General features: G+C 63.6%; 25 protein-coding genes. 12 read left to right on the top strand and 13 right to left on the bottom strand.

From position 1 onward, the window contains the following. Positions 1-2: 2 nt before the first annotated feature. The 5 genes from E0T84_RS16030 (at position 3) to E0T84_RS16050 (ending at position 4,244) form a co-directional block, all read left to right on the top strand. Complete coding sequence (locus E0T84_RS16030; protein ID WP_138744893.1) at positions 3-773, top strand: class I SAM-dependent methyltransferase; 771 nt, start codon at positions 3-5, stop codon at positions 771-773. A 108-nt stretch (positions 774-881) separates the two neighbouring features. Continuing rightward, on the top strand, positions 882-1,544 hold the full coding sequence (locus tag E0T84_RS16035) for a class I SAM-dependent methyltransferase (RefSeq protein ID WP_138744894.1): 663 nt from the start codon (positions 882-884) through the stop codon (positions 1,542-1,544). Then, positions 1,541-1,966, top strand: a complete 426-nt coding sequence (locus E0T84_RS16040; protein WP_138744895.1) for a nitroreductase family deazaflavin-dependent oxidoreductase — start codon at positions 1,541-1,543, stop codon at positions 1,964-1,966. The genes E0T84_RS16035 and E0T84_RS16040 overlap by 4 nt, the downstream gene beginning before the upstream one ends. A gap of 346 nt (positions 1,967-2,312) precedes the next feature. Further along, on the top strand, positions 2,313-2,885 hold the full coding sequence (locus E0T84_RS16045) for a TetR/AcrR family transcriptional regulator (protein ID WP_138744896.1): 573 nt from the start codon (positions 2,313-2,315) through the stop codon (positions 2,883-2,885). A 321-nt stretch (positions 2,886-3,206) separates the two neighbouring features. Beyond that, positions 3,207-4,244 carry a hypothetical protein gene (locus tag E0T84_RS16050; protein ID WP_138744897.1) on the top strand — a complete coding sequence of 346 codons (1,038 nt, stop codon included), beginning with the start codon at positions 3,207-3,209 and terminating at the stop codon, positions 4,242-4,244. Positions 4,245-4,388: 144 nt separating this feature from the next. Here the strand turns inward: E0T84_RS16050 and E0T84_RS16055 are convergent, their stop codons facing one another. The 10 genes from E0T84_RS16055 to E0T84_RS16100 all read right to left on the bottom strand — a co-directional run bounded on the left by E0T84_RS16055 (position 4,389) and on the right by E0T84_RS16100 (position 12,440). Then, complete coding sequence (locus tag E0T84_RS16055; RefSeq protein ID WP_138744898.1) at positions 4,389-4,994, bottom strand: TetR/AcrR family transcriptional regulator; 606 nt, start codon at positions 4,992-4,994, stop codon at positions 4,389-4,391. A 123-nt stretch (positions 4,995-5,117) separates the two neighbouring features. Further along, complete coding sequence (locus E0T84_RS16060; RefSeq protein ID WP_138744899.1) at positions 5,118-5,741, bottom strand: MBL fold metallo-hydrolase; 624 nt, start codon at positions 5,739-5,741, stop codon at positions 5,118-5,120. After that, the gene (locus tag E0T84_RS16065) at positions 5,738-6,829 is read right to left on the bottom strand and encodes an S-(hydroxymethyl)mycothiol dehydrogenase (protein ID WP_138744900.1); all 1,092 of its coding nucleotides are present in this window, start codon (positions 6,827-6,829) and stop codon (positions 5,738-5,740) included. The genes E0T84_RS16060 and E0T84_RS16065 overlap by 4 nt, the downstream gene beginning before the upstream one ends. Positions 6,830-7,084: 255 nt before the next feature. Continuing rightward, positions 7,085-7,819, bottom strand: a complete 735-nt coding sequence (locus tag E0T84_RS16070; protein ID WP_138744901.1) for a class II aldolase/adducin family protein — start codon at positions 7,817-7,819, stop codon at positions 7,085-7,087. Further along, positions 7,816-9,060, bottom strand: a complete 1,245-nt coding sequence (locus tag E0T84_RS16075) for an NAD(P)/FAD-dependent oxidoreductase (protein WP_138744902.1) — start codon at positions 9,058-9,060, stop codon at positions 7,816-7,818. Before E0T84_RS16075 ends, E0T84_RS16070 begins: the two co-directional genes overlap by 4 nt. Continuing rightward, positions 9,060-9,254, bottom strand: coding sequence for a ferredoxin (locus E0T84_RS16080; RefSeq protein WP_138744903.1), 195 nt, complete (start codon positions 9,252-9,254; stop codon positions 9,060-9,062). The genes E0T84_RS16075 and E0T84_RS16080 overlap by 1 nt, the downstream gene beginning before the upstream one ends. 18 nt (positions 9,255-9,272) lie before the next feature. Next, positions 9,273-10,082 carry a 3-(cis-5,6-dihydroxycyclohexa-1,3-dien-1-yl)propanoate dehydrogenase gene (gene hcaB / locus E0T84_RS16085; protein ID WP_138744904.1) on the bottom strand — a complete coding sequence of 270 codons (810 nt, stop codon included), beginning with the start codon at positions 10,080-10,082 and terminating at the stop codon, positions 9,273-9,275. Continuing rightward, positions 10,079-10,318, bottom strand: coding sequence for a dihydrodiol dehydrogenase (locus E0T84_RS16090; protein ID WP_171055052.1), 240 nt, complete (start codon positions 10,316-10,318; stop codon positions 10,079-10,081). Before E0T84_RS16090 ends, hcaB begins: the two co-directional genes overlap by 4 nt. Before the next feature lie 56 nt (positions 10,319-10,374). Then, entirely contained in the window at positions 10,375-10,998 is a 624-nt protein-coding gene (locus E0T84_RS16095) for a 3-phenylpropionate/cinnamic acid dioxygenase subunit beta (protein ID WP_138744906.1), read from the bottom strand. Beyond that, positions 10,995-12,440 carry a Rieske 2Fe-2S domain-containing protein gene (locus E0T84_RS16100; protein ID WP_138744907.1) on the bottom strand — a complete coding sequence of 482 codons (1,446 nt, stop codon included), beginning with the start codon at positions 12,438-12,440 and terminating at the stop codon, positions 10,995-10,997. Before E0T84_RS16100 ends, E0T84_RS16095 begins: the two co-directional genes overlap by 4 nt. Before the next feature lie 242 nt (positions 12,441-12,682). Here E0T84_RS16100 and E0T84_RS16105 point away from each other — a divergent pair, with 242 nt between their 5' ends. Continuing rightward, positions 12,683-13,480 (top strand): IclR family transcriptional regulator, encoded by a 798-nt coding sequence (locus tag E0T84_RS16105; RefSeq protein WP_138744908.1) that lies wholly within the window; start codon positions 12,683-12,685, stop codon positions 13,478-13,480. Between the two features lie 44 nt (positions 13,481-13,524). On the opposite strand, the gene E0T84_RS16110 is transcribed toward E0T84_RS16105, so the two are convergent. Further along, complete coding sequence (locus tag E0T84_RS16110) at positions 13,525-14,274, bottom strand: IclR family transcriptional regulator (protein ID WP_138744909.1); 750 nt, start codon at positions 14,272-14,274, stop codon at positions 13,525-13,527. Positions 14,275-14,341: 67 nt separating this feature from the next. Here E0T84_RS16110 and pcaH point away from each other — a divergent pair, with 67 nt between their 5' ends. Genes pcaH through E0T84_RS16140 form a run of 6 tightly spaced genes read left to right on the top strand, consistent with a single transcriptional unit; the run spans position 14,342 to position 19,385 of the window. Next, positions 14,342-15,121: a protocatechuate 3,4-dioxygenase subunit beta gene (gene pcaH / locus E0T84_RS16115; protein ID WP_138744910.1), complete on the top strand. Its 780-nt coding sequence runs from the start codon at positions 14,342-14,344 to the stop codon at positions 15,119-15,121. Continuing rightward, positions 15,121-15,675, top strand: coding sequence for a protocatechuate 3,4-dioxygenase subunit alpha (gene pcaG, locus E0T84_RS16120; protein ID WP_138744911.1), 555 nt, complete (start codon positions 15,121-15,123; stop codon positions 15,673-15,675). Before pcaH ends, pcaG begins: the two co-directional genes overlap by 1 nt. Continuing rightward, entirely contained in the window at positions 15,672-16,874 is a 1,203-nt protein-coding gene (locus E0T84_RS16125; RefSeq protein ID WP_138744912.1) for a lyase family protein, read from the top strand. Before pcaG ends, E0T84_RS16125 begins: the two co-directional genes overlap by 4 nt. Continuing rightward, positions 16,871-18,019, top strand: coding sequence for a 4-carboxymuconolactone decarboxylase (pcaC, locus tag E0T84_RS16130; protein ID WP_138744913.1), 1,149 nt, complete (start codon positions 16,871-16,873; stop codon positions 18,017-18,019). The genes E0T84_RS16125 and pcaC overlap by 4 nt, the downstream gene beginning before the upstream one ends. Further along, entirely contained in the window at positions 18,016-18,684 is a 669-nt protein-coding gene (locus tag E0T84_RS16135) for a 3-oxoacid CoA-transferase subunit A (RefSeq protein ID WP_138744914.1), read from the top strand. Before pcaC ends, E0T84_RS16135 begins: the two co-directional genes overlap by 4 nt. Next, positions 18,681-19,385, top strand: a complete 705-nt coding sequence (locus tag E0T84_RS16140) for a 3-oxoacid CoA-transferase subunit B (RefSeq protein WP_138744915.1) — start codon at positions 18,681-18,683, stop codon at positions 19,383-19,385. Before E0T84_RS16135 ends, E0T84_RS16140 begins: the two co-directional genes overlap by 4 nt. Before the next feature lie 58 nt (positions 19,386-19,443). Here E0T84_RS16140 and E0T84_RS16145 read toward each other — a convergent pair whose 3' ends face one another. Further along, a complete protein-coding gene (locus E0T84_RS16145; protein WP_138744916.1) occupies positions 19,444-20,475 on the bottom strand; it encodes an amidohydrolase family protein in 1,032 nt (343 codons plus the stop codon). Between the two features lie 71 nt (positions 20,476-20,546). Next, positions 20,547-21,311 carry an SDR family NAD(P)-dependent oxidoreductase gene (locus tag E0T84_RS16150; protein WP_212757712.1) on the bottom strand — a complete coding sequence of 255 codons (765 nt, stop codon included), beginning with the start codon at positions 21,309-21,311 and terminating at the stop codon, positions 20,547-20,549. Positions 21,312-21,427 lie beyond the last annotated feature (116 nt).

Consider the following 21,427-nt stretch of genomic DNA (forward strand, 5'->3'; position numbering starts at 1 on the left):
ACGTGCCTGAGAACACTGCGAACTGGAGCGGCTTCGACGACCTTTACCGCGACGGGCAGACGGTGAATGGATTGCCACCACTGACCCCCTGGGACATCGGTGGACCCCAACCCGCGGTGCAGCTACTCGTGGCCTACGGTGCGGTCCACGGCAAGGTACTGGACCCGGGCACCGGCCCAGGCCACAACGCGATCCTCTACGCCAGTAAGGGATATCAGGTAACCGGCGTCGACAGTTCACCGGCCGCCATCGAGCGGGCAAAGCTCAATGCGCAACGCGCCGGGGTGGATGTCGACTTCCTGGTGGCCGACGTCACGACACTCGACGGGTTGAAGGACAACGAATACGACACGGTCGTGGACAGTGCCGTGTACCACGTCTTCGCCGACGACGAACCAGCCCAATCGTCCTATGCTGCTGCGTTGCATCGCGTGACCAAGCCCGGAGCGCGACTGTTCATGTTCGAGTTCGGGCAATACAACCTCAACGGCATCCCCGGGGAAGGGCTCACTGCTGAAAACTTCGAACGCGTGCTGGCGCCGGCAGGATGGCGCATCGACCACCTGGGAACGACTACCTTCCAGCACCATTTCAACACCGAGGCATTCGCGCACATGGCCACCAACCAGGACGGGCAGTACGGCGAACGGATGAAGCCCGTCTTGGATCGTCTCAACATCATCGGCCCCCTTCTCGACAACAACGTCCTTCACTGGCCGGTCTGGGCCGTCGTGGCCACGCGCATCGACGCGGCGCAGTCCCCCGCGGACTGACGGTCGACCACCAGCAAAAGTAGACAGCCGGTGCGATTTTGGGCACTGTGGGTGAAAGCGTTCGAGCAGCACGCCCGGGCGCCCGGCTCGATCAAGGAGTGCACACACATGACACAGCCGCCGATTGACTGGGACAGCACCTACCAGCAGAGCGCGCCACCCCCGTGGAGCATCGGTGCACCGCAGCCTGAACTGGCGGCGCTCATCGAGCAAGGCAAGGTCCGTAGCGAGGTCCTTGACCCCGGTTGCGGCCATGCCGCGCTGTCGCTTGCGTTGGCCGCCCAGGGCTATCGGGTGGTCGGACTCGACGGAAGTGCCACTGCTATCGCCGCAGCCACCGCTGCAGCGGCCGAACAAGGATTGACCTCGGCGACGTTCGCTCAAGCCGACATCACCGACTTCGGCGGATACGACGGCCGGTTCAACAGCGTCATGGACAGCGGGCTGCTTCATGCCCTGCCGGTGCAGCGACGACAGGATTATGTGCGCTGCATCCACCGTGCCGCCGCCCCCGGAGCAGCCCTGTTCATCCTCGCGTTCGCCAAACAAGCATTCGGTGACGATCATCCCGGCCCCAACGGATTCACCGCCGACGAGCTGCGCGACACCGTCGCCACCCTGTGGACAGTCGACAGTGTCAGGCCGGCCACTCTCTACGCCAATGACACCGCCCTCGCCGGCGGTCAAGGCCCGGCAGTCGACGTCACGCGCGATAGCTCCGGTCGCGTGATGATGCCCGGCGTGTTGCTCAGCGCGCGCAAGGAGGCATGACTGTGCCAGATCTGCCCGACACCTCCTTCAACCCCGAGGTCATCGCCGAATTCCGCGCCAACGGAGGAAAAGTCGGTGGCCCCTGGCACGGCGCCAACTTGGTCCTGTTGCACACCACCGGGGCCAAGACCGGAAAGGACCGGGTCACCCCGCTGGGGCGCTTCGACATCGTCGGCAAGATTGTTGTCGTCGGTTCCTACGCAGGGGCAGACATCAATCCGGCTTGGGTACACAATCTGCGCGCACACCCGCGGGCACGTGTGGAGATCGGCGATCAGGCATTTGCCGTCGAGGCCCGCGAGTTGGCAGGGCCTGAGCGGGAGGCGGCGTGGCGGCACATCACGACCGTGATGCCGCCCTTCGCCCAGTACCAAGAGCATACCTCGCGGATCTTGCCGCTGTTCGAACTACGCAAGATCTGAATCGGGTGCATGCCGGCGTCGTTGGATCCACGGCCCTACCCTGCCAACGGCTTCTCGATGACGGCAGCTGGGCGCGGCCCGGGGAACGTTAACGATGTCGATGCGGTGCACGGAAAAGATGTGCAGCGCCATGGGCCTGCCGTGCTGCGATGGCATCGCTTCTCGACAACAGTTCGATTCACCCGGCACCGCGATCACGCCCGAACCGCCATGACATGCCGGGACCGGCGGAAAGGGAGCATTCCAGACACATGTGCGCACTGGCTTGTGCCGCATGCCGATCGTTGCGTGGGCGCAACGTATTTGGCAGCACCTTCCCGGCCTCTTTGTCAGGTAGGGCCGCCCCGTGAGAAGGGGACCAGGTCGGCTTTCGGGGTCGCAAACCCGCACCTGCTCGGCGATCATCGAGGCCGCTGCCGAACTGTTGGCCGATAACCACACCGCCACCCTGTCCCAGATCGCCCAGGCCGCCGGGGTCGGTCGCACCACCGTGCACCGCTACTTTCCCGACCGGGAAACCTTGGTCACAGCCACTATTGCCGATTCGGTCGTGGTGGTCGCTGCTGCTGTGGCCGCGGCCGCACCCGAGGACGGGTGCGCAATCACGGCGATGCGTCGTGTGATCACTGCGCTGATTCCGGTGGGACACCGGATGTCGTTTCTGTTCGGCGAACCTGGACGCACGCGCGACACGGCGCGGGAATCGCTGTCCACCGCCCGCCGGCTCTCCAGTCTGATCCAGCGCGGCCAAACCGCAGGCGTGTTCGACCCCGGCGTCAGCTCACGGTGGATTGAGCATGCCCTCTACGGTCTGATCAACGCAGCCTATCGGGACGTCCAGAACGGCCGGATGCCCCGACACAAGGCCGTCCCCACCGTGATCCGCACCTTCGAGCGTGGGGTCTGCGCCCGTGGCTAGCCTGGCCGCTCGCCGAGCTACCTACGTCACACCGCGCCGCCGTTGCCCTCAATAAAGTCAACGCTTACACACTTTTAGCAACGTTGCTGTCGCTCGTTGACGGCCCAGCGCCTGTCAGCTCGTGCCGCGCCCTAACCATGACCGCCGCCAACATCAGCGCGATCAAAGCCGGATTCGGCCCAATCTCGATGCGAGCTGAGCAGAGCATGCTTGCGGCGAGCTGTCATTGACTCCCCCCAAGCTACGAACTACATCTCTAGCCCCATGCGCGACTGGGAGTGATGCCACACACGCCAAGGCTTCCCGCTCCTGCCTGACGGTTTGGCACGTTCAAACAAGATCGGCCGGGGCCGCAAGCTCGACGACTCATCGAAGCTGGCTGAATTCCTGGCCTCAGATAACCCTGATCCTGACAGAATCAACCCCGTGGCAACGAGAGAGCAACCCGAACGGCCCGGGTTCATAGTGACCCTTGAAGTTGAACTGACTATCGAAGACACGGAGCGGCTGTTTGCCAAAGCAAGAAGTCTCCGCAATAGGTTCGAGAGTAAGGGGATCGACCTTCACTCGGACACGGCGACTATTTTTCCTGCCGCTGCTGGTGTCGCAACCCTCGCCGAGTACGAAGAAGCACTGTTTGAGGTTTTTGGTGAGCTTAGCCGGTCACCTCTTCTGCAAGACTCTGGAATCAGAGTTGACGCAACAACAACAGGAGTCGACAAAGACGCTGGAGAAGCGCTGCACTGCAACGACTTCGATGATCTTGGACCATCGGAGGGTTTGACTCGCGAGCCGAGCGAAGAACAGGACCAGTCACTAATCGCACTCACTCCCCGTACCGCCTTCCTACTTCACATCGCGGCCCAACGACTAAGCGAGCAGGCACACGACGAGTGCAATCAAGAACTCCAGGGCAATACCGGCCTGTTTTCAAGCTATCCTCCAAACACCCACGGTCAAGGGCCGCAGTGGCGCCGGCAAGCTGCTCGCTGTTACGACGATCTGGCCCACGACCTGGAGGTCGGCGAATGGCCACTTCCGACCTGCGTCGGAGAAGAGGTCGCACTCTGGAAGATGATTGAGGAGGCCAAAAGCGCTTCGGTGGAGGATCTGGCTGCGGAACATATAGACCGTCTCCCTGCCCATCCCGCAGATCGGAACTTTGATCTTCTACGCGAAGTGTTCTTCCAGGACAACGACTTCGAATTTCTTTCCGAGGGACCCCATGACGGAATTGAGGACCCCGATTACTCTGGTAACCGATTCCTCGGGCTTGGCGGCAACCTGCAGCCCGAAAACTGGTTCACAACATTTCTCAATATGCCGCCGCGTGATCCTTCGCGGGGATTTCGTCGCTAGAAGGTCGCCGAATTATCGGCCCGCGCTTCCCACATGTCTACACTTCTGCGCTGCCCCTCGCCGGGATGGCCCATCGACGGGCCATCGATACGAGCGTGTAGTGGCCGCCATGTTCTTGGTTAAGTAGCAACCACTCTGGCTGTGTCATCGGTGGCGGGTCAAGCTAGGCATGAGGACCTCGTCGACGAGCATGCGGACAGTCTCAATGGTAGGGGGACGACCTGGCACCAGGGCACGAAACCCTAAGTAGCCGGAAAGGACGTCCCAGATCTCGTCGTTGACCGCCTCCGCGTCGATCTCCCCTCGATCGACGGATCCAACGAGCACTTCGAAAATGAGCGCTTTGCGATGATGGACGAATTTGTCTCGAAGAGCGGCCTCCAGGGCAGGCATATGCGGCAACTCATTTAGGACTGCCCTCAGAGTTGCGGCGTGTTGTTTGGATTGTTCACAGACCATGGTGCCAATTTGCAGCAGATCAGTTCGCAGAGACCCGGTGTGAGGAGCAATCGTCGTAAGTTGAACACCTTCAATAAACGCCGCCAGCACCAGTTCCGCCTTGGACGGCCATCGGCGATACATGGTTGACTTGCTTGCCTTCGCCTCGGTGGCCACTGCCTCAACGGTGAGCCTCTCGTAGCCATGCTGACGCAGCAGCCGCAGTGTGACAGCAAGCAATTCGGACTCGCGTGGGGTCCACCGCGGGACAGCTGACTGAACTGAAACCTGATGCGTTGCATTAGCTACCACGTGCCACCTCAAAGCTCAATTGTTCCAACCGCTCTGCAGAAGGTTGCTACCGAGATATGTAATCCCGGTACGTGGGAGTGCTCACGCGCAGCGGTGCTGTGAATCGGCTCACGGTGACCAGGCCTAACACCCGCGCGCGACCCATTCGTCGTAATGCACGATCTCGTCACCGATCGTGGTGGTGTCGCCGTGGCCGGTGTAGACCACCGTCTCACCGGGCAACAGCCCCAGCCGCTTGGAGATCGAGTCCAGAATCGTCGGGAAGTCCGAGAACGACCGGCCGGTAGCGCCGGGGCCGCCCTGGAACAGGGTGTCGCCCGAAATTACCGCCTTCAATTCGGGGATCGACCAGCAGACGGATCCGGGGGAATGTCCGGGGGTGTGCAGGGCGTGCAGTTCGATGCCGCCGGCTTGCAGCACCTGACCGTCCTCGACGGTGTGGAAATCGTTGTTCGGGTGGACGACTCGCCACAGCATTTCGTCGGCGGGATGCAGCAGCACCGGGGCGTCGAGCGCCTTGCCGAGTTCGGGGGCGACGGTGATGTGGTCGTTGTGACCGTGGGTGCAGATGACCGCGACGACGTTGCGTCCAGCCACGGCCTCGATGATGGGGGCGGCGGTGTGGGCGGCGTCGAACACCACGACATCCTTGTCGTCGCCGACGACCCAGATGTTGTTGTCGACGTCCCAGGAACCGCCGTCGAGTTCGAAGGTGCCGCTGGTGACGACTCGCTCGATGTTGCTCATTTCTTGAGCACCACCACGGACCGCAGGACTTCACCTGCATGCATCTTGTGGAACGCGTCTTCGATCGCGTCCAGTCCGATGCGTTCGGAGACGAACTTCTCCAGTGGGAGTCGGCCCTGCAGGTACAGGGAGATCAGGGTGGCGAAGTCGCGTTCGGGCAGGCAGTCGCCGTACCAGGAGGACTTCAACGATCCACCGCGGGAGAAGAAGTCCACTAGGGGCAACCGCAGCTGCATCTCTGGGGTGGGCACACCGACCAGCACCACGGTGCCGGCCAGATCACGGGCATAGAACGCTTGCTCATATGTCGCTGGTCGCCCGACCGCATCAATCACCAGGTCAGCCCCGAACCCATCGGTCAGGTCGCGGATGGCCGCCACCGGATCTACGTCAGCAGCATTGACAATATGCGTAGCTCCAAAATCCTTCGCCCATAACAGCTTTTTGTCATCCATGTCGACTGCGATGATCTTCTTGGCCCCGACCAAGGCGGCACCGGCGATCGCGGCATCACCCACCCCGCCGCAGCCGATCACCGCGACCGTGTCATCACGGCTCACCGCGCCGGTGTTGATCGCCGCCCCGATGCCGGCCATCACCCCGCAGCCCAACAGGCCGGCCACCGCCGGATCGGCCGCCGAATCGACCTTGGTGCACTGCCCTTCGTGCACCAAGGTCTTGTCGGCGAACGCCCCGATCCCCAGCGCCGGGGTCAGCTCGGTGCCGTCAGTCAGTGTCATCTTCTGGCCGGCGTTGTGGGTGTCAAAGCACAGCTGCGGGCGGCCCCGCTTGCAGGCCCGGCACTCCCCACACACCGCACGCCAGTTCAGGATCACGAAATCACCGGGCTCGACATGGGTGACACCCTCACCGACCGATTCGACGGTGCCGGCCGCCTCATGGCCCAACAGGAACGGGTACTCGTCGTTGATCCCACCCTCACGATAGGTCAGATCGGTATGACACACCCCGCACGCGATGATGTCGACCACCACCTCACCAGGACCCGGATCCGGAATCACGATGTCGACCAACTCGACCGGCTGACCTTTAGACCGAGAAATCACACCGCGCACCGTCTGGCTCATAGCTCGATGCTCTCGATACGACCAAGTTTCTTCAACGCGTTACTCTCCCATCGCCCTAACGTCGCCAGGCTTCTGCTTGTTTAATTCGGCACGCGCGGCCAACGACAGCACGTCATGGCTGTAGATGCCGCATTACGAAAGTTGTATCTAGGGGCCAACGCCGCGCAGCGGCATCGGTGGCACCAAAACCTCCTGCTGTTTTAGGTGGACCGCGTTCGACACATGGGTATCGACCGATGAGTCAAACGGCTGGAGTCACCGCGTTTCGGGAGACAGACGGGCCACCTCGTGCCGCCACACCGAGTCCTCGGTGAAGCTCGGGCCGAGGTCGGGCAGGTCGTCCCAATCCCGGTCATCGATGGGACGGAGCGTCCCTCCCGCTGCGCGGACGCGGAGCGACATCTGCGCCAGTTGATCGACGCTGATAGCTTGCACCACGGCTTGGCGCACTGTCGCTGCGGCGCTCGTTATTCCGTGTCCACGGCAGATCACCACCGGCTGCCCATCCATAGCTGCGACCATTTCTCTACCGAGCTCTGGAGTGCGGATCAGCACCGCCCGCTCGTACACCGGGATGCCCCGGCGCGCCAACCAGGCGCCCGGTATATCGAAAGCACCGTATATCGGCTCGATCGTGATACCCGCCAGTTCGGCAGCCACGACCGCCGGCGGATGCAGATGTGCGACCGCACGGTGTTGAGGGTGTGCTAGCAATGTCTCGACATGGATCGGCAACTCGTTGGGAACCCGGTAGCCATCCAACTCCCCTGCTGCACCGGGAGTTCCGTCGAAACGGATGAGGCGTACGTCATCTGGCCGGGTGAACGCGACACCCGTGTCCGAGTCGCTGCGGCATCGGATGAGCAGATGATCGTCGTCGACGCGGAGGCTGATGTGCCCGAGGATGCCATCGACCAGGGCACGGCTGGCCGCCACGCGGCAGGCCTCGGCCACCTGGACGCGCAACGCCGACAATTCGTCGTTGGTCATATCCTCGCGCCTTCGGCGGGCTTGGGCTGGCCGGCAGCAAGTCCTTCCAGAGTCTGCTTGAACTCGTCATACGAGGTGCCCCCTTGCAATGCCTTTCGGCCCGCAACCAGCGCGCGGGGCCAATTGACCACCGCGAGACCGCTGAGGGCCGACCCGTCGGCGCTGTACAACGCCGCGAAGCGACCTGCCGACTGATCCGCTTCGACCAGCTCGACTTTGGTCGCGGACCCAGTCTGACCGGCGATCCGCAGCTTCCAATCGTATTGGTCGCTCCAGACATACTCGACCGGAGCGTGCGACATGAGCTCTTCAGGGTGAGCGATGTTGTGCGCGACCACGTTTGCCTGATCGGTGGCATTGGTCCAGTGTTCGACCCGGCATGGCTGTCCGTGGCGGGGGTGGTGCCAGCAGGCGACATCTCCAACGGCAAACACGTTGGACTGCTGCACCGCCCGACCGTATTCGTCACAGACCACACCGTTGTCCACCAGCAAGCCCGACGAGGCCAACCAGTCGTCATTCGGGATCGCGCCGATGCCGACAACCACCGAGTCGGCGCTGAGAGTCTCACCGTCGGTGAGCTCGATCTTCAGCCGACCGTCTTCGCGCGTCAGCTGCTGCACGCCGGTACCGAGGTACATCGAGACACCGTGGCGCTGATGCAGTTCCACGAACCTGTCCCCCACGACCGGGCCCAGCGCCCGGTCCATGAGCGTCGGCAGAGGGTCGACGATGGTGACTTCCAGCCCACTCAAGCGGGCGGTCGCCGCAACTTCCGAGCCGATGAACCCACCGCCGATGACGACCAGGCTGCCGCCGCGTTCGAGTGCGGACTGCAGCCGCTGAGAGTCATCGAGGCTGCGCAGCAGTTCCACACCGGCCGGTCGACCCCATGGCGAGGGGCGCGCCCGTGCGCCGGTGGCGATGATCAGGTAGTCGAATCCAACCTTTTCACCTGATTCGAGCTCGATCACGTTGTGCGCCAAGTCCGCGCTTGCCGCGCGGCACCCGAGTCGAAGTTCGATCCCGAGTTCGTCGGCCTCAGCCTCGGTGATCAGTGAGATGTCGTCCGCCGTTGCTGTCCCGGCAAGGAATTCCTTCGACAGCGGCGGCTTGTCATAGGGCCAGTCCGTCTCTTCTCCGAGGAGGATGATCCGTCCGGCATAGCCTGACCGACGCAGTGCCTGTGCGGAGGCCACGCCACCGTTGGAGCTCCCGACGATGACTACAGTCTCGGCCATCAGTCGACGACCTCGAGTGCCGACACCGGGCAGCTGCGAGCTGCCTCTTCGACCCGTGCACGTTCGGACTCGGGAACATCGACCTTGAGGAGGACGACCACTCCGTCGTCATCGATGTCGAAATAGTCGTCGGCTGCGACGACGCAGTTCGCATACCCTTGGCATGCACTCAGATTCGCCTTGACTACGGCCATTGTCGTTGTCCTTTCAGCTCACTCGGTACGAGGAGGTTTGGCTGTGCCCATCCCGAACCCGCCGTCGGGATGCACGCTTCCGGCAGTTATTCCGCGCGCCCTGTCAGAGGCCAGGAAGACGAAGCTGAACGCATGATCCTCGGCGGTGAGCGCAACGTGTAGCGGAGTACGGGCGGCAAGATCGCGCGCCCGGTTGGGTGTGTCGTCCAATCGGATGTCATCGAGAGAAAGACTCCGAAGACCACGCAGATCGGTGTTCAGCGTCCCGCCCGGCGCGACCCCGTTGACGCGGATCTCCGGGGCCAGTTCGTAGGCGAGAGTAGTCACCAGACCACGGACCGCGAACTTGGACGCGACGTACAAGACGCCGCCCCGACCTGCGTAGTAGGACGACGCAGACTCGGTGAGCAGGATGGAAGAGCCCTGCTGCGCCCTCAGTGCCGGAACCGCCGCTCGTACGGACTGCAGGTGGCTCAGCACGTTGGTGCGGAACATCTCGTCGAAGGCTGTCGGAAGCTCGTCGACCGCGATGTCGGTGATGCCCTTGTAGAAATCGAAGATCCCGACGCAGTTGACCAAGGTGTCGAGCCCACCGAAGGCATCGACCGCCGCGCCGACCGCGCGGTCGTTTGCCTCGGCGGTGGTGGCATCACCTTCGACAACAGGAACATCTGGCAACTCGCGTTGTAACGCGGCGCATTTGGATGCGTCCCGTTCCAGAACCGCGACGCGGGCCCCTTCGGCACGGAACGCGTCGACAACTGCCCGGCCGATTCCCGAGCCCGCGCCGACCACCAGGGCCCGCTTGCCTTCCAGCCACCCCGTCATGCGTCTGCTCCGTCGTCCGGTAGCAGCGGGCCGTACATGTTTCCGACCATGGCGGCCAACGTGCGCGGATTCTGCCAAGTCAATGCCTCGACCTCCAATGCGTCCAGCGTGATCCACTGTCCGGATTTCGGCGACATGATGAGCAGTCGCGATCCGTTTCGGGTATCCACCAGGCGGACAGTCACTTCGGTGAACTCGTTGCCGAACGCGATGACATTGTCGGTGGCCGTAGACAGCAGTGCAGCCAGTTCGCCGGTGCCCTGGGTCTGGGGATCTCCAGGCTCGAAGCTGGTCACAGGAACACCGCCAGATTCTGCATCCGCAGCACCGACTCGTCGACCATGATGGTCCGCCGGGCCAGCTTCCACCGGTCATCCTCGAAGCGCAGCAGATCTTCCCGGCCGCACGAGACGAGCGCGGCGTCGTTGACATCACCGCGACTGCGGAACAACAGTTCGGCGGACTCGACGATCAGGTGCGCATCGTCATCGGAAGCGAAGGTACGCACATTGGTGATGTGATGACGAAGCCGGGACGGCGGATCCTCGGTCCAGGCATGTTCGGTGCGGAACCGTTCGACCCGGCGGCTCAGGGAATACTTGTTCTCGTCGAAGTGCGCCATCGCCGGAGCCGTGTCATAACCGGCGCCCAGTGCCGTCGTGACACGAACGGGCATGAAGTACAAGATGTCCTCGGTGAGGCCATCCAACCATTCGTCGTACTGCTGGGCATCCAGCAGGTAAGCCTCGTCGACCAGGAACTGGTGGGCTTGGAGGTGCCGGCTGTCGTTGAACGGCAACGGTTTACCCGTTCGCACCTGCCGTGGCGCGTAATCGCCCAAGCGCGACAGCTGCCACGTGGCGTGGTCATCTGCCCTACGGAAGCCGTGGCGGATGTTCGACGGCGCAGACGTCATGCTTGAACCTCCTCGAGATCGGCATCGGCGGGAGAACCGGCACCGTTGGTTTGCACGAGTGGCGGGATGCCGTCGGGACGGTGGGTGCCGATCGCGGTGGTCTCCGTCGCCACGGCGGGACGCTCGAGGTGGTCGGCCCACAGCCGGAGCAATGCCCGCTGATTGTTCTCGTTGTAGCCGACGATCGCGGTGCCGGGGCCGTGAAACTGCTCCTCGGACAACGCGTCCACGACGGGAGCCCCGTCTGCCAGCAGACCCATCCGGCTGTTGAGCAGCAGCCGGCGCGCCATGCTGCCGGCCGCAGTATTGGTCAATGAGACCCAGTTCTCCACGTCGTCCTGCTCAAACATGCCCGTCGATCCGAAGCACATGAGGTACGCCTTGTAGGAGTCCTTCTTGTACTGCTCCGGCGCCGCCGCGTCGACGGCGAACCACGAGTACACCTCGGTCTCGTTCTCACTGATCGGCTGCCAGGTACGAATCGAGATGAACGGCAACACTTCGTCGCTGTTCTGGATCTTTGGCCAGTTGTGTACGAAGCTCATGTTGGGAAAGCACGATGCAGCCGAGATCATGAAGCCGTCTTCCCCGACCACACGCTGCTGGTCCGGAGTCCAGACCTCTTTCATCCGGCTGACCATCTCCGCGGGGTACCCCACATAGGCCATCCGCTCCTCGAAGCTTCCCGGCGGGAGCTTGTAGGTGGTGCCGCCTCCGCAGTCGGCCCAGTAGGTGGCCCCGTCCTTGCGCTTCTCGGCCTTGGGTTCGCGGAAGAGGCCGATCTCTACGACCGACGCGTGGGTCTGCGGCGTGTGATACATGTCGCCGGCGAAGTTCTCCACACCGATCTTCCAGTTCGCCTTGATGCGCCACCGCTGCGGCCCCGAGACCTCCAGACCAGCTTTGCTCTGCTTGGTGTAGTAGTCGAGGTAGAACTTGAAACCGCCGAGGAATTCCTCCAGGGGCGGCGCATCGGGGTCCATGCTGATGAAGATGAGCCCGTTGTAGCTGGCGAGATTCGGCGCGGGCAAGAGAGTTTGACCCTTTTTCTGGAAGCCTTCCTCCCCGCCGTATGCCTCCTTGTGAAACGGCAGACCGATGATCCTGCCGTCGTTCCGATAGGACCAGCCGTGATAGGGGCAACGGAAGTTGGAGGCGTTGCCCATCTCGGCGCGACACACCTGCATGCCGCGATGCAGGCACATGTTGAACATCGCCCTGACATCGCCCTTCGAATCGCGGGCGATGATGAACGAGTCATTGAGCAGGCGCCGCACGACATAGTCCCCGTCGTTCGGGATTTCGGACTCGTGGGCGACGAACATCCATGCGCGGCGGAAGAGCCGCTCCTTCTCGAGCTCGAAAAGTGCGCTGTCGTTGTAGATGTGCGCCGGAAGCATGCCCTGCCGGACGTCGTCCAGAACCTGTTGGTGATTCTCCATTGCCGCTCCCACCTTCAACTATTCTCTGCACAACAGAGAATTACTCTGTTCTGTAGAACATTTTGATCCCGTTCCGGGCCCGAGGTCAACCCCCGGAGTCGAGATGAGCGTGCGAATAGTCCCGCGACCAGGGATGATCGGAAGGCGACCCCAATGCCTTCCTCTGTATTACAGAGAAGAGAAGCGCGCGGCGACGTGCCCAACAGGTCTTTTCCTCATGAAACGACGGTATCGTTTCGGCTATGCAGAACAACGCGGGCCGACCCGGCAACGAATCGGATGCCCTCGTGCCGCAGTATCCGATCGGGTCTGTCGACAGGGCATTGAAACTCATCTTGCTGCTTGGTGAACGACCCCAGATCCGATTGACGGACGCAACGAACTACCTCGGGGTTGCATCCTCGACGGCCCACAGACTGCTGTCGATGCTGCAATACCGAGGTTTCGTGCGCCAGGATCCGGTGTCGAAGGCATACCACCCCGGGCCCGCGTTGGCTCGGGTGGCATTCGCGGTCTTCAGTCGCATCGATGTCGAGGGCACAGCCAAACCCGTCATGCGCCAGCTCAGCGAACGACTCAAGGAGTCAGTCCATATCGGCATCCTCGACGGCGCGAACGTTCGATTCATCGCCGCAACGGAAGGACCGGCAGCTGTTCGAGTGGCTTCCCGGCTCGGTCGCACGATGCCCGCGCACTGCACCTCCACCGGAAAGGCACTCTTGGCCCGGCTCTCCGACACCGAGGTCGACCAGCTGTATCCCGAGGAAGAATTGGTCCGTGTGACCCCACACTCGGTAGCCACGAGAACCGAGTTGCACACCGAACTCGAACGTATTCGGAAGCAGGGCTATGCAGTCAACCGCGAACAGAGCGAGGAGGGTGTGGCCTCGGTCGCCGTGCCCATCCTCACGCGTGCACCCGGAATGCTGTTGGCGCTAAATGTTTCGGCTCCGGTTCACCGGCTGGGTAGCTCGCAGTACCGCGCGGTGGCAGCACTGCTCGTGGAGGCAGCGCGAGAAATCGGCGAACACCTCGGCTAGGCGGATGCGCCCGAGCGTCGGCCAACCGTGAGATTTGAGCGCGGTCAGAGGCGCCGGCCGATGCCCCGAGCTGCGACCTGAAGCGCACCGAGGAATCGCTGGCGGTCGCGCCTGAGGCTGGCCACGACCACACCTATTGCGGCCACCACCTCTCCATCGGAGGCACGGATCACCGGTACCGCCAGTGAACACGCCCCCAATGACATTTCCTCACTGGTCGTCGCCTCACCATCGCGGCGAATTCGCTCCAACTGCGCCTTCAGCATTTCGGGATGCGTAATCGTGTACGGCGTTGCCGGAGACAAATTCGCCAGTACGCGATTCTGCACGTCGGCGGGTGCATGAGCCAGCAACACTTTCCCCACCCCGGTGGTGTGCATCGGTAGCCGACTACCAACCTTGCTCACTATCGGCACTGACGATTGACCCTGCATCCTGTGCAGATACAGCACCTGGTTGTCATCGCGCACCGCCAAATGCACCGTGGCCATCGTGGCGGCGTAAACATCGTGCAGAAACGGCTCCGCGGTCTCCCGCAGCCGGCCTTGCACCGGTGCCAAAAGTCCGGCTGTCCACACCAGCCGTCCGATCGCATACCGACGGTCGTCGAGTCGCTGTAACACGGCGCCTTCGACGAGCGCACCGACCATGCGGTGTGCTGTCGGCACGGGCACCCCGGCGCGACGTGCGAGATCGGTCAAGGTGAGACTCCGATGTTGCTCATCGAAGGCGCCGAGCAGGGCCACCAGCCTGGACGCGACCGACGCCCCAGGCGACGACGTGTTCCCCGCCATGGCCACTCCTTCCACTGAGTGAAATTCTAGGCTTTGATGGCTGTGCCGGCAGCGATACCGTTCGGACATGACAGCAATCGTCGGTACCTCCCCTGACGCCGCGTCAGCGACCCAGGCTGAGATCAGCGCAGAAATCGCGGCGACTGCTGCCGCGTACGAACTCTCCGGGGTCGAGGAGACCCAGCCGCGACTCGACTATCCGGCCTACCGCAGTAGCGTCCTCCGCCATCCACTCAACCCGTTGCACCACACCGACCCGGAATCGGTCGAATTGTGGGCGCCGTGTTTCGGAGTCAGTGACGTCGCTCCGGCCGAGGCGGACCTGACGATCCAACACACAGGTGAACCCATCGGTGAGCGGATCACGGTGACCGGACGTGTCGTCGACGGAAGCGGCAGGCCGGTGCGTCGCCAGCTTCTCGAGATCTGGCAAGCCAATGCCGCCGGTCGCTACATCCACAAACGCGATCAGCATCCCGCACCGCTGGATCCCAACTTCACCGGCGTAGGGCGCTGCCTGACCGATGACGACGGTGTCTACCGCTTCACCACGATCAAGCCCGCTCCCTATCCATGGCGCAATCACCACAACGCGTGGCGTCCGTCGCACATCCACTTCTCTCTGTTCGGAACCGAATTCACGCAGCGGATGATCACCCAGATGTATTTCCCCGGCGATCCGCTGTTCGGCCTCGACCCGATCTACCAGTCGATTACGGACCAGAAGGCACGCGACCGACTCGTCGCCACCTATGACCACGACATCACCAGCCATGAGTGGGCGACCGGCTACCGATGGGACATCGTGCTGACCGGTTCGGCCCGTACGCCGTTCGAGGAGCGCTGATGCCTGCACTGACAGCGACACCCGGTCAGACCATCGGGCCGTTCTTCGGATACGCCTTGCCTTTCGGGGGCGACAACGAGCTTGTGCCGACGGGTTCTCCCGGCGCCATCCGGTTCCACGGTGTCGTCACCGACGGCGCCGGAGTACCCGTGCCTGACGCACTGTTGGAGATATGGCAGGCCGACGGCGACGGGAGGGTGTGCTCGGCAACCGGGTCCCTGCACCGTGACGGGTGGACCTTCACCGGTTGGGGTCGAGCCAGCACCGACGCGGACGGCCACTACAGTTTCACGACCGTGAAACCTGCGGCTACACAGCATGATTCGGCGCCCTTCATCGCCGTGACGGTTTTCGCCCGCGGTTTGCTCAACAGGCTGTTCACCCGCGCCTACCTACCCGACGAGAGACTGGACGCCGATCCGCTGCTCAACTCGATTCCCGAGGCGCGGCGCAACACCTTGATCGCGGTTCCCGAGCAGCAAGGGTTCCGCTTCGACGTCAGGCTGCAGGGCGCTGATGAAACAGTCTTCCTGCAGTACCGGGAACCTCGGTGACGGACTTGTTCTGGCCGGGTGACCACCGGGCGGACGAGATCTTCAGTGATGCGGCGTACCTGGCGGCGATGGTCTCGGTGGAGAACGCCTGGCTCGGCGCCCTCGTCGATGCCGGAGTCGCACCGGTGGAGGCACGCGCTGACCTGACCGCAACTGTCACACCGGATGACGCCCGACCGGTGGCGGCTGCTGCCGAGGCCGACGGCAACCCGGTGCGAGCGCTGCTCGAACTACTGCGCGAGCGCTCCGGCCCCGATACCGCGCGCTGGCTGCACCGTGGTTTGACCAGTCAGGATGTCGTCGACACTGCCCTCATGCTGTGCCTGCGCGACGCATTGACCCGCATACGTGACGAACTCACCAACCAGGTCGGCACCCTGGTTGGACTGGCCGATACGCACCACGACGTACCGATGCTTGCGCGCACGTTGACGCAGCCCGCATTGCCCAGCACAGTCGGCATGAAGATGGCAAACTGGCTCGCCGCGGTGCTGGAAGCCGCCGAAACCGTGAATGCCGTGCCCACCCCACCGGTGCAAGTAGGCGGAGCTGCGGGAACCATGGCCGCGGCGACCGAGCTCACCGGCACCCCGGCCGGTGCAATCGCACTGGCCGCTCGCGTCGCCGCGGAGCTGGGACTTGTGGATACTCCCCCATGGCACACCAACCGGGCGTCGATCACCCGGGCCGGAGACGCCATGGTGACGTGCTGTGACGCATGGGCGCACATCGCCAACGACGTCACGACCGCCAGCCGGGCCGAGAATGGCGAATTCTCGGAGCGGCACGGCGGCCGATCGTCGACCATGCCGCACAAGAACAACCCGGTACTGTCCGTGCTCGTCCGCCGCGCCGCCCTGGCCGCGCCACCGCTGGGCGCAACCCTGCACGCGGCCTCGGCCGCGAGCATCGACGAGCGCGCCGACGGCGGCTGGCACACCGAATGGGCCACTCTGCGCACGCTGGCCCGCCGCACCGTTGTCGCCGGGGCGCAAACCAGCGAATTACTGTCCGGGTTGGTCGTCGACCCCGATCGCCTGGAAGGCAATCTCGCTGCTGCCGGGGATCTCCTCGCCGAACAGCGAACGATGGCCGAATTGACCGGCCGCCAGATACTTCCCGAATACACCGGCGCGACGGACGAGCTCGTCAGCGCAACGCTACAGCGCGCGCGCCACTATCTGAAGGAGGCCAGATGACCGCGCCGTTGGTCGGCACCGACTTCGGCGGACCGCCCAGTGCGGAGCTGTTGATTCTCGGACCGTCGTTGGGTACTTCGGCGGAATCGCTGTGGGGGTCGGCCGCCGAGCACCTCGCCCGCCGCGTACATGTGGTGGCCTGGGACCTGCCCGGCCACGGCCACAGCCCAGCAGGCCCGGTCCGGATCCCTGAGCTGGCCGCTGCCGTGCTCGCGCTCGTCGACGATATTGCTCCTGGAGCGACCTTTCACTATGCGGGCGACTCCATCGGAGGGGCGGTCGGTCTGCAGCTCCTGCTCGACCGACCCGAGCGGGTGCGTACCGCGACGCTGCTGTGCACCGGCGCGGTCATCGGCCGGCCGGAGGATTGGGCAACCCGTGCCGCCACGGTCCGCACGTCGGGCACCGAGGCCATTGTCGAGACTGCCCGACAGCGCTGGTTCGCTGCCGGCTTCGTCGACCGCCGGCCGGACCTCGCCGACGAGTTGCTGGATGCCCTGCGCCGCAGCGACGACGAATCGTACGCACAAGCATGTGAGGCACTGGCCGAGTTCGACGTGACCGCGAGACTCGGCGAGATGACCACGCCGTTGCTGGCAGTCGCCGGCGCCGAAGACGTTGCGACACCACCCGAATCGCTGGCGCTCATCGCCTCCGGAGTCAAGGACGGGCGCCTGGTGGTGTTGGACGATGTCGGACACCTGGCACCCATCGAGGTGCCCATGCAGGTCGCCGATCTCATTGTCGAGCAGATGGCGTTGCCCGACCCGCTGTACGACGCGGGTATGACGGTGCGACGCGCCGTGCTCGGCGACGCGCATGTCGACCGGGCGATCGCGAACACCAGCGAATTCACCTCCGATTTCCAGGATCTGATCACGCGTTACGCTTGGGGGACCATCTGGACCCGTCCCGGCCTCGACCGGCGCAGCCGATCGATCGTCACGCTCACGGCACTGGTGGCGCGCGGCCACCATGACGAGCTGGCGATGCACGTGCGCGCAGCGCGCCGCAATGGCCTCACCACGGACGAAATCAAGGAGGTGCTGTTGCAGACCGCGATCTATTGCGGTGTGCCAGACGCGAATACGGCATTCCGAATCGCCAGCCAGGCACTCGCCGAGTACGACGGGACCGCGCTATGAGTCGCACGGTGATCTGCGACTCCGCCGCCGAGGCGATGGAAGGTATCGCCGACGGCGCAACGGTGTTGGTCGGAGGCTTCGGGATGGCCGGCATGCCCACGACACTGATCGATGCGTTGATCGAACAGGGCGCGCGCGATCTCACCATCGTCAGCAACAATGCGGGCAACGGCGACAGCGGACTGGCGGCGCTGCTCGCCGCCGGTCGGGTCACCAAGGTGATCTGCTCGTTTCCGCGGCAAACCGATTCCTATGTGTTCGACGCCCTGTACCGGGCGGGCAAGGTCGCTCTTGAGGTGGTCCCTCAGGGCAATCTGGCCGAACGGATGCGAGCCGCCGGCGCGGGCATCGGGGCTTTCTTCTGCCCGACCGGCGTCGGCACACCGCTGGCAGAAGGCAAGGAGGCACGGACGATCGAAGGCAGAGACTATGTACTGGAGTATCCGATTCACGGTGATGTCGCATTGATCGGCGCCCACGTGGGCGACCGAGCCGGAAATCTGGTCTATCGCAAGACGGCACGGAACTTCGGGCCGGTGATGGCCACCGCCGCAGCACTCACCATCGCCGAGGTGTCCCGCGTCGTCGATGCCGGCGAAATCGATCCCGAAAACGTTGTCACACCCGGTATCTACGTCGACCGGATTCTCGAGGTAACCACATGAGCACGACAATCCGCACCAACTCGAAGCTGGTCGAGCATCTCGATCGCGGTCCGCTGGACCGCGCCGAACTCGCAGCCGTCATCGCCCGCGACATTCCAGCGGGTTCGTACGTCAACCTCGGAATCGGCCAACCGACCCTCGTCGCCGACTACCTGCCGACCGAGGCCGGCGTTGTGCTGCACACCGAGAACGGCATGCTGGGTATGGGCCGAGCGGCAATCGGCGCCGAAGTCGATCCCGACTTGATCAACGCAGGCAAGATCCCGGTCACCGAAACCGCAGGCGCGGCCTACTTCCATCACGCCGATTCCTTCGCGATGATGCGCGGCGGACACCTTGACGTGTGCGTCCTCGGCGCCTTCCAGGTCAGCGCGCGCGGCGACTTGGCCAACTGGCACACCGGCGCGCCTGACGCCATCCCCGCCGTCGGAGGAGCCATGGACCTGGCCATCGGCGCGAAAAAGGTCTACGTGATGATGAACCTGTTCGACAAAAAGGGTGCAGCCAAGCTGGTGCCGGAATGCACCTACCCGCTCACGGGGCTGCGCTGTGTCAGCCGGGTGTACACCGACTACGCGACCTTTGAGATCGACCCGACCGCAGGAACGGTACGGGTGTTGCAGACCTTTGGTATCTCGATCGCAGACTTGCAGGAACGCCTTGCACAGGTGACGGTCAGTTCTGCGGGCCGAGAAGGCTGAGTCCCGAAGCACGCCGGGCCGGACGACCCGGCGCTGCTATCGGAGCGGCCCGCCCAGCTCAGACCCCGAGTAGCTTCTCGGCATTTCCGTGGGTGATCTTGTGTTTGTCCTCATCGGGGATTGCGAGCCCGTCAAGAAACTCTCGGTGCCCGTTCATGCTCAGATACGGGTAGTCGGCAGACCAGATGATCCGGTCCGCGCCCAGACAGCGGTAGATGTAGTCGAACTGGAGCTCGTCGAGTAGGCCGCCCGGCGTCACAAAGACATGGGATCGGTATACCTCACTGATGGTTGTCGACAAACCGGTGAGCGATGCAGGCATGGCGTCGTCCAGGCGCGACAGGAAAAAAGGAACCATCTCGCCCCAATGTCCGGAAATCACCTGAAGATTCGGATGGCGTTCGAAAACCCCACCCAGGATCATCCGCAGCACGTGAACGCCTGATTCATGATGCCAACCCCATCCGGCAAGGGAGAACGCGGCTTCCACCGCGGGTGCGAATCCCGCGTAGTAGCTGCGCTGCACGTCCTGAACGGGGTAGAACGGATGCACATACAGCGGGAGGCCCAGCTCACTGAGGCGCTGCAGAACCGGCTCGTAGCGGAGATCGTCGAGGAACGTGGCGCCCGGCCGCCCCAGCAGCAGTACACCGCGCATACCCAGCGATTCGACGCAGCGCGTCAATTCCTCCGCGGCCGCCGACGGGTCCTGCCATGGCAGCGCAGCGAATGCCGCGAGACGATCGGGATTGGCCGCGACGGCGGCAGCCAGCCGATCGTTGGCCGCCCTGGCCAGCTCTACCGCGGTTTCGGCCGGGCCCAACTGGGATGGCGTGCTGTAGGAGACCACCTGCATATCGATGCCGTGCAAATCCATGGCATCGATCCGGCCGGCGCCGAGATCACGGCCGAGGTTTACTGCCTGCGCCATCGGCAACATCGTCGGCATAGATGACGGCGGTGCTTCCGGCGAACCGGCGGCCGACACGTTCAGCTGTGACATGTAGGGCGCTTCGCGGTTCATCGTCGCTTCCGCCGCCCGATTGAAGGTGTCGTCGATGGCGTGCTCTTCGATGCAGATCAACCTCAACGCATCGGCCTTTCACTAGTGTCGGATCGGTCTATCGGAAACTCTCGGCCACGCAGACATCTCGCCAGGCCCTACCATGGCGCCTCCCCGTCTTGATCCCAGAACTTGCCCGTTGCGTCGCCGCCGTCTAGTAACCGCTCACAGATGACCTCAGCCGCATCGGCCGCCGACCGCTCGCCGGTGTGCCCGTTGATATCCGTGGCGCAATGTCCAGGGTCGACGCAGTTCACCCTGATGCCGGTGCCGCGCAGCGCTATCACCAACTGCATCGTCGCAGCGTTTAGAGCAGCCTTGGAACTGTTGTAGGCCAAAATGTTTGGATATGGCGGGTCATCACCCGTCGCGCCCACGGCCTTCGCTGCCATCGCCTTCGCACGGTCGAAGCTGGCCAGGGCACTGGAGACGTTGAGGATCCTTGCGTCCTCCGACTTACGCAGCAACGGCAGCATCGCGTTGGCTACCGCGATCGGCCCAAAAGTGTTGACCTGGAACGTCTGCAGGAGGATGTCTGTCGACACGTCGAAAGGCTTCAAGAACATGCTGTCGATGGACTCCGCAGCCTTCGCCAGGTCCGCCTCCAACAGCACGCCGGCGTTGTTGACAAGTATGTCTAAGCGGCCGTAGGTATCTCGAATCCACGACTCAGCCCGCGCGATGCTGGCGGCGTCAGTCACGTCCAGTGAGATCGAGACCACGTCGAACCCTTCGCGGCGCAACTCATCGGCACGCTCACAACCAACGACCGCGTCGCGGGCACCTATCAGTACCGTGCAGCCGGCTGCCGCCAGTTGGCGCGCCGTTTCCAGGCCGATTCCCTTGGTGGCGCCCGTGACCAATGCAACCGTCGGCGTCGTTGTTGCGCGGCGGTGCGCTGTGCCAGACATCGTTTCTCCCAAGCTCAATCGTTCCGCGGCGAAACTGCCCCACCGGCGACACCAATGCATTCACAGCT

The organism is Mycobacterium sp. DBP42 (assembly GCF_005924235.1).
In the GTDB taxonomy this organism is placed as follows: domain Bacteria; phylum Actinomycetota; class Actinomycetes; order Mycobacteriales; family Mycobacteriaceae; genus Mycobacterium; species Mycobacterium syngnathidarum.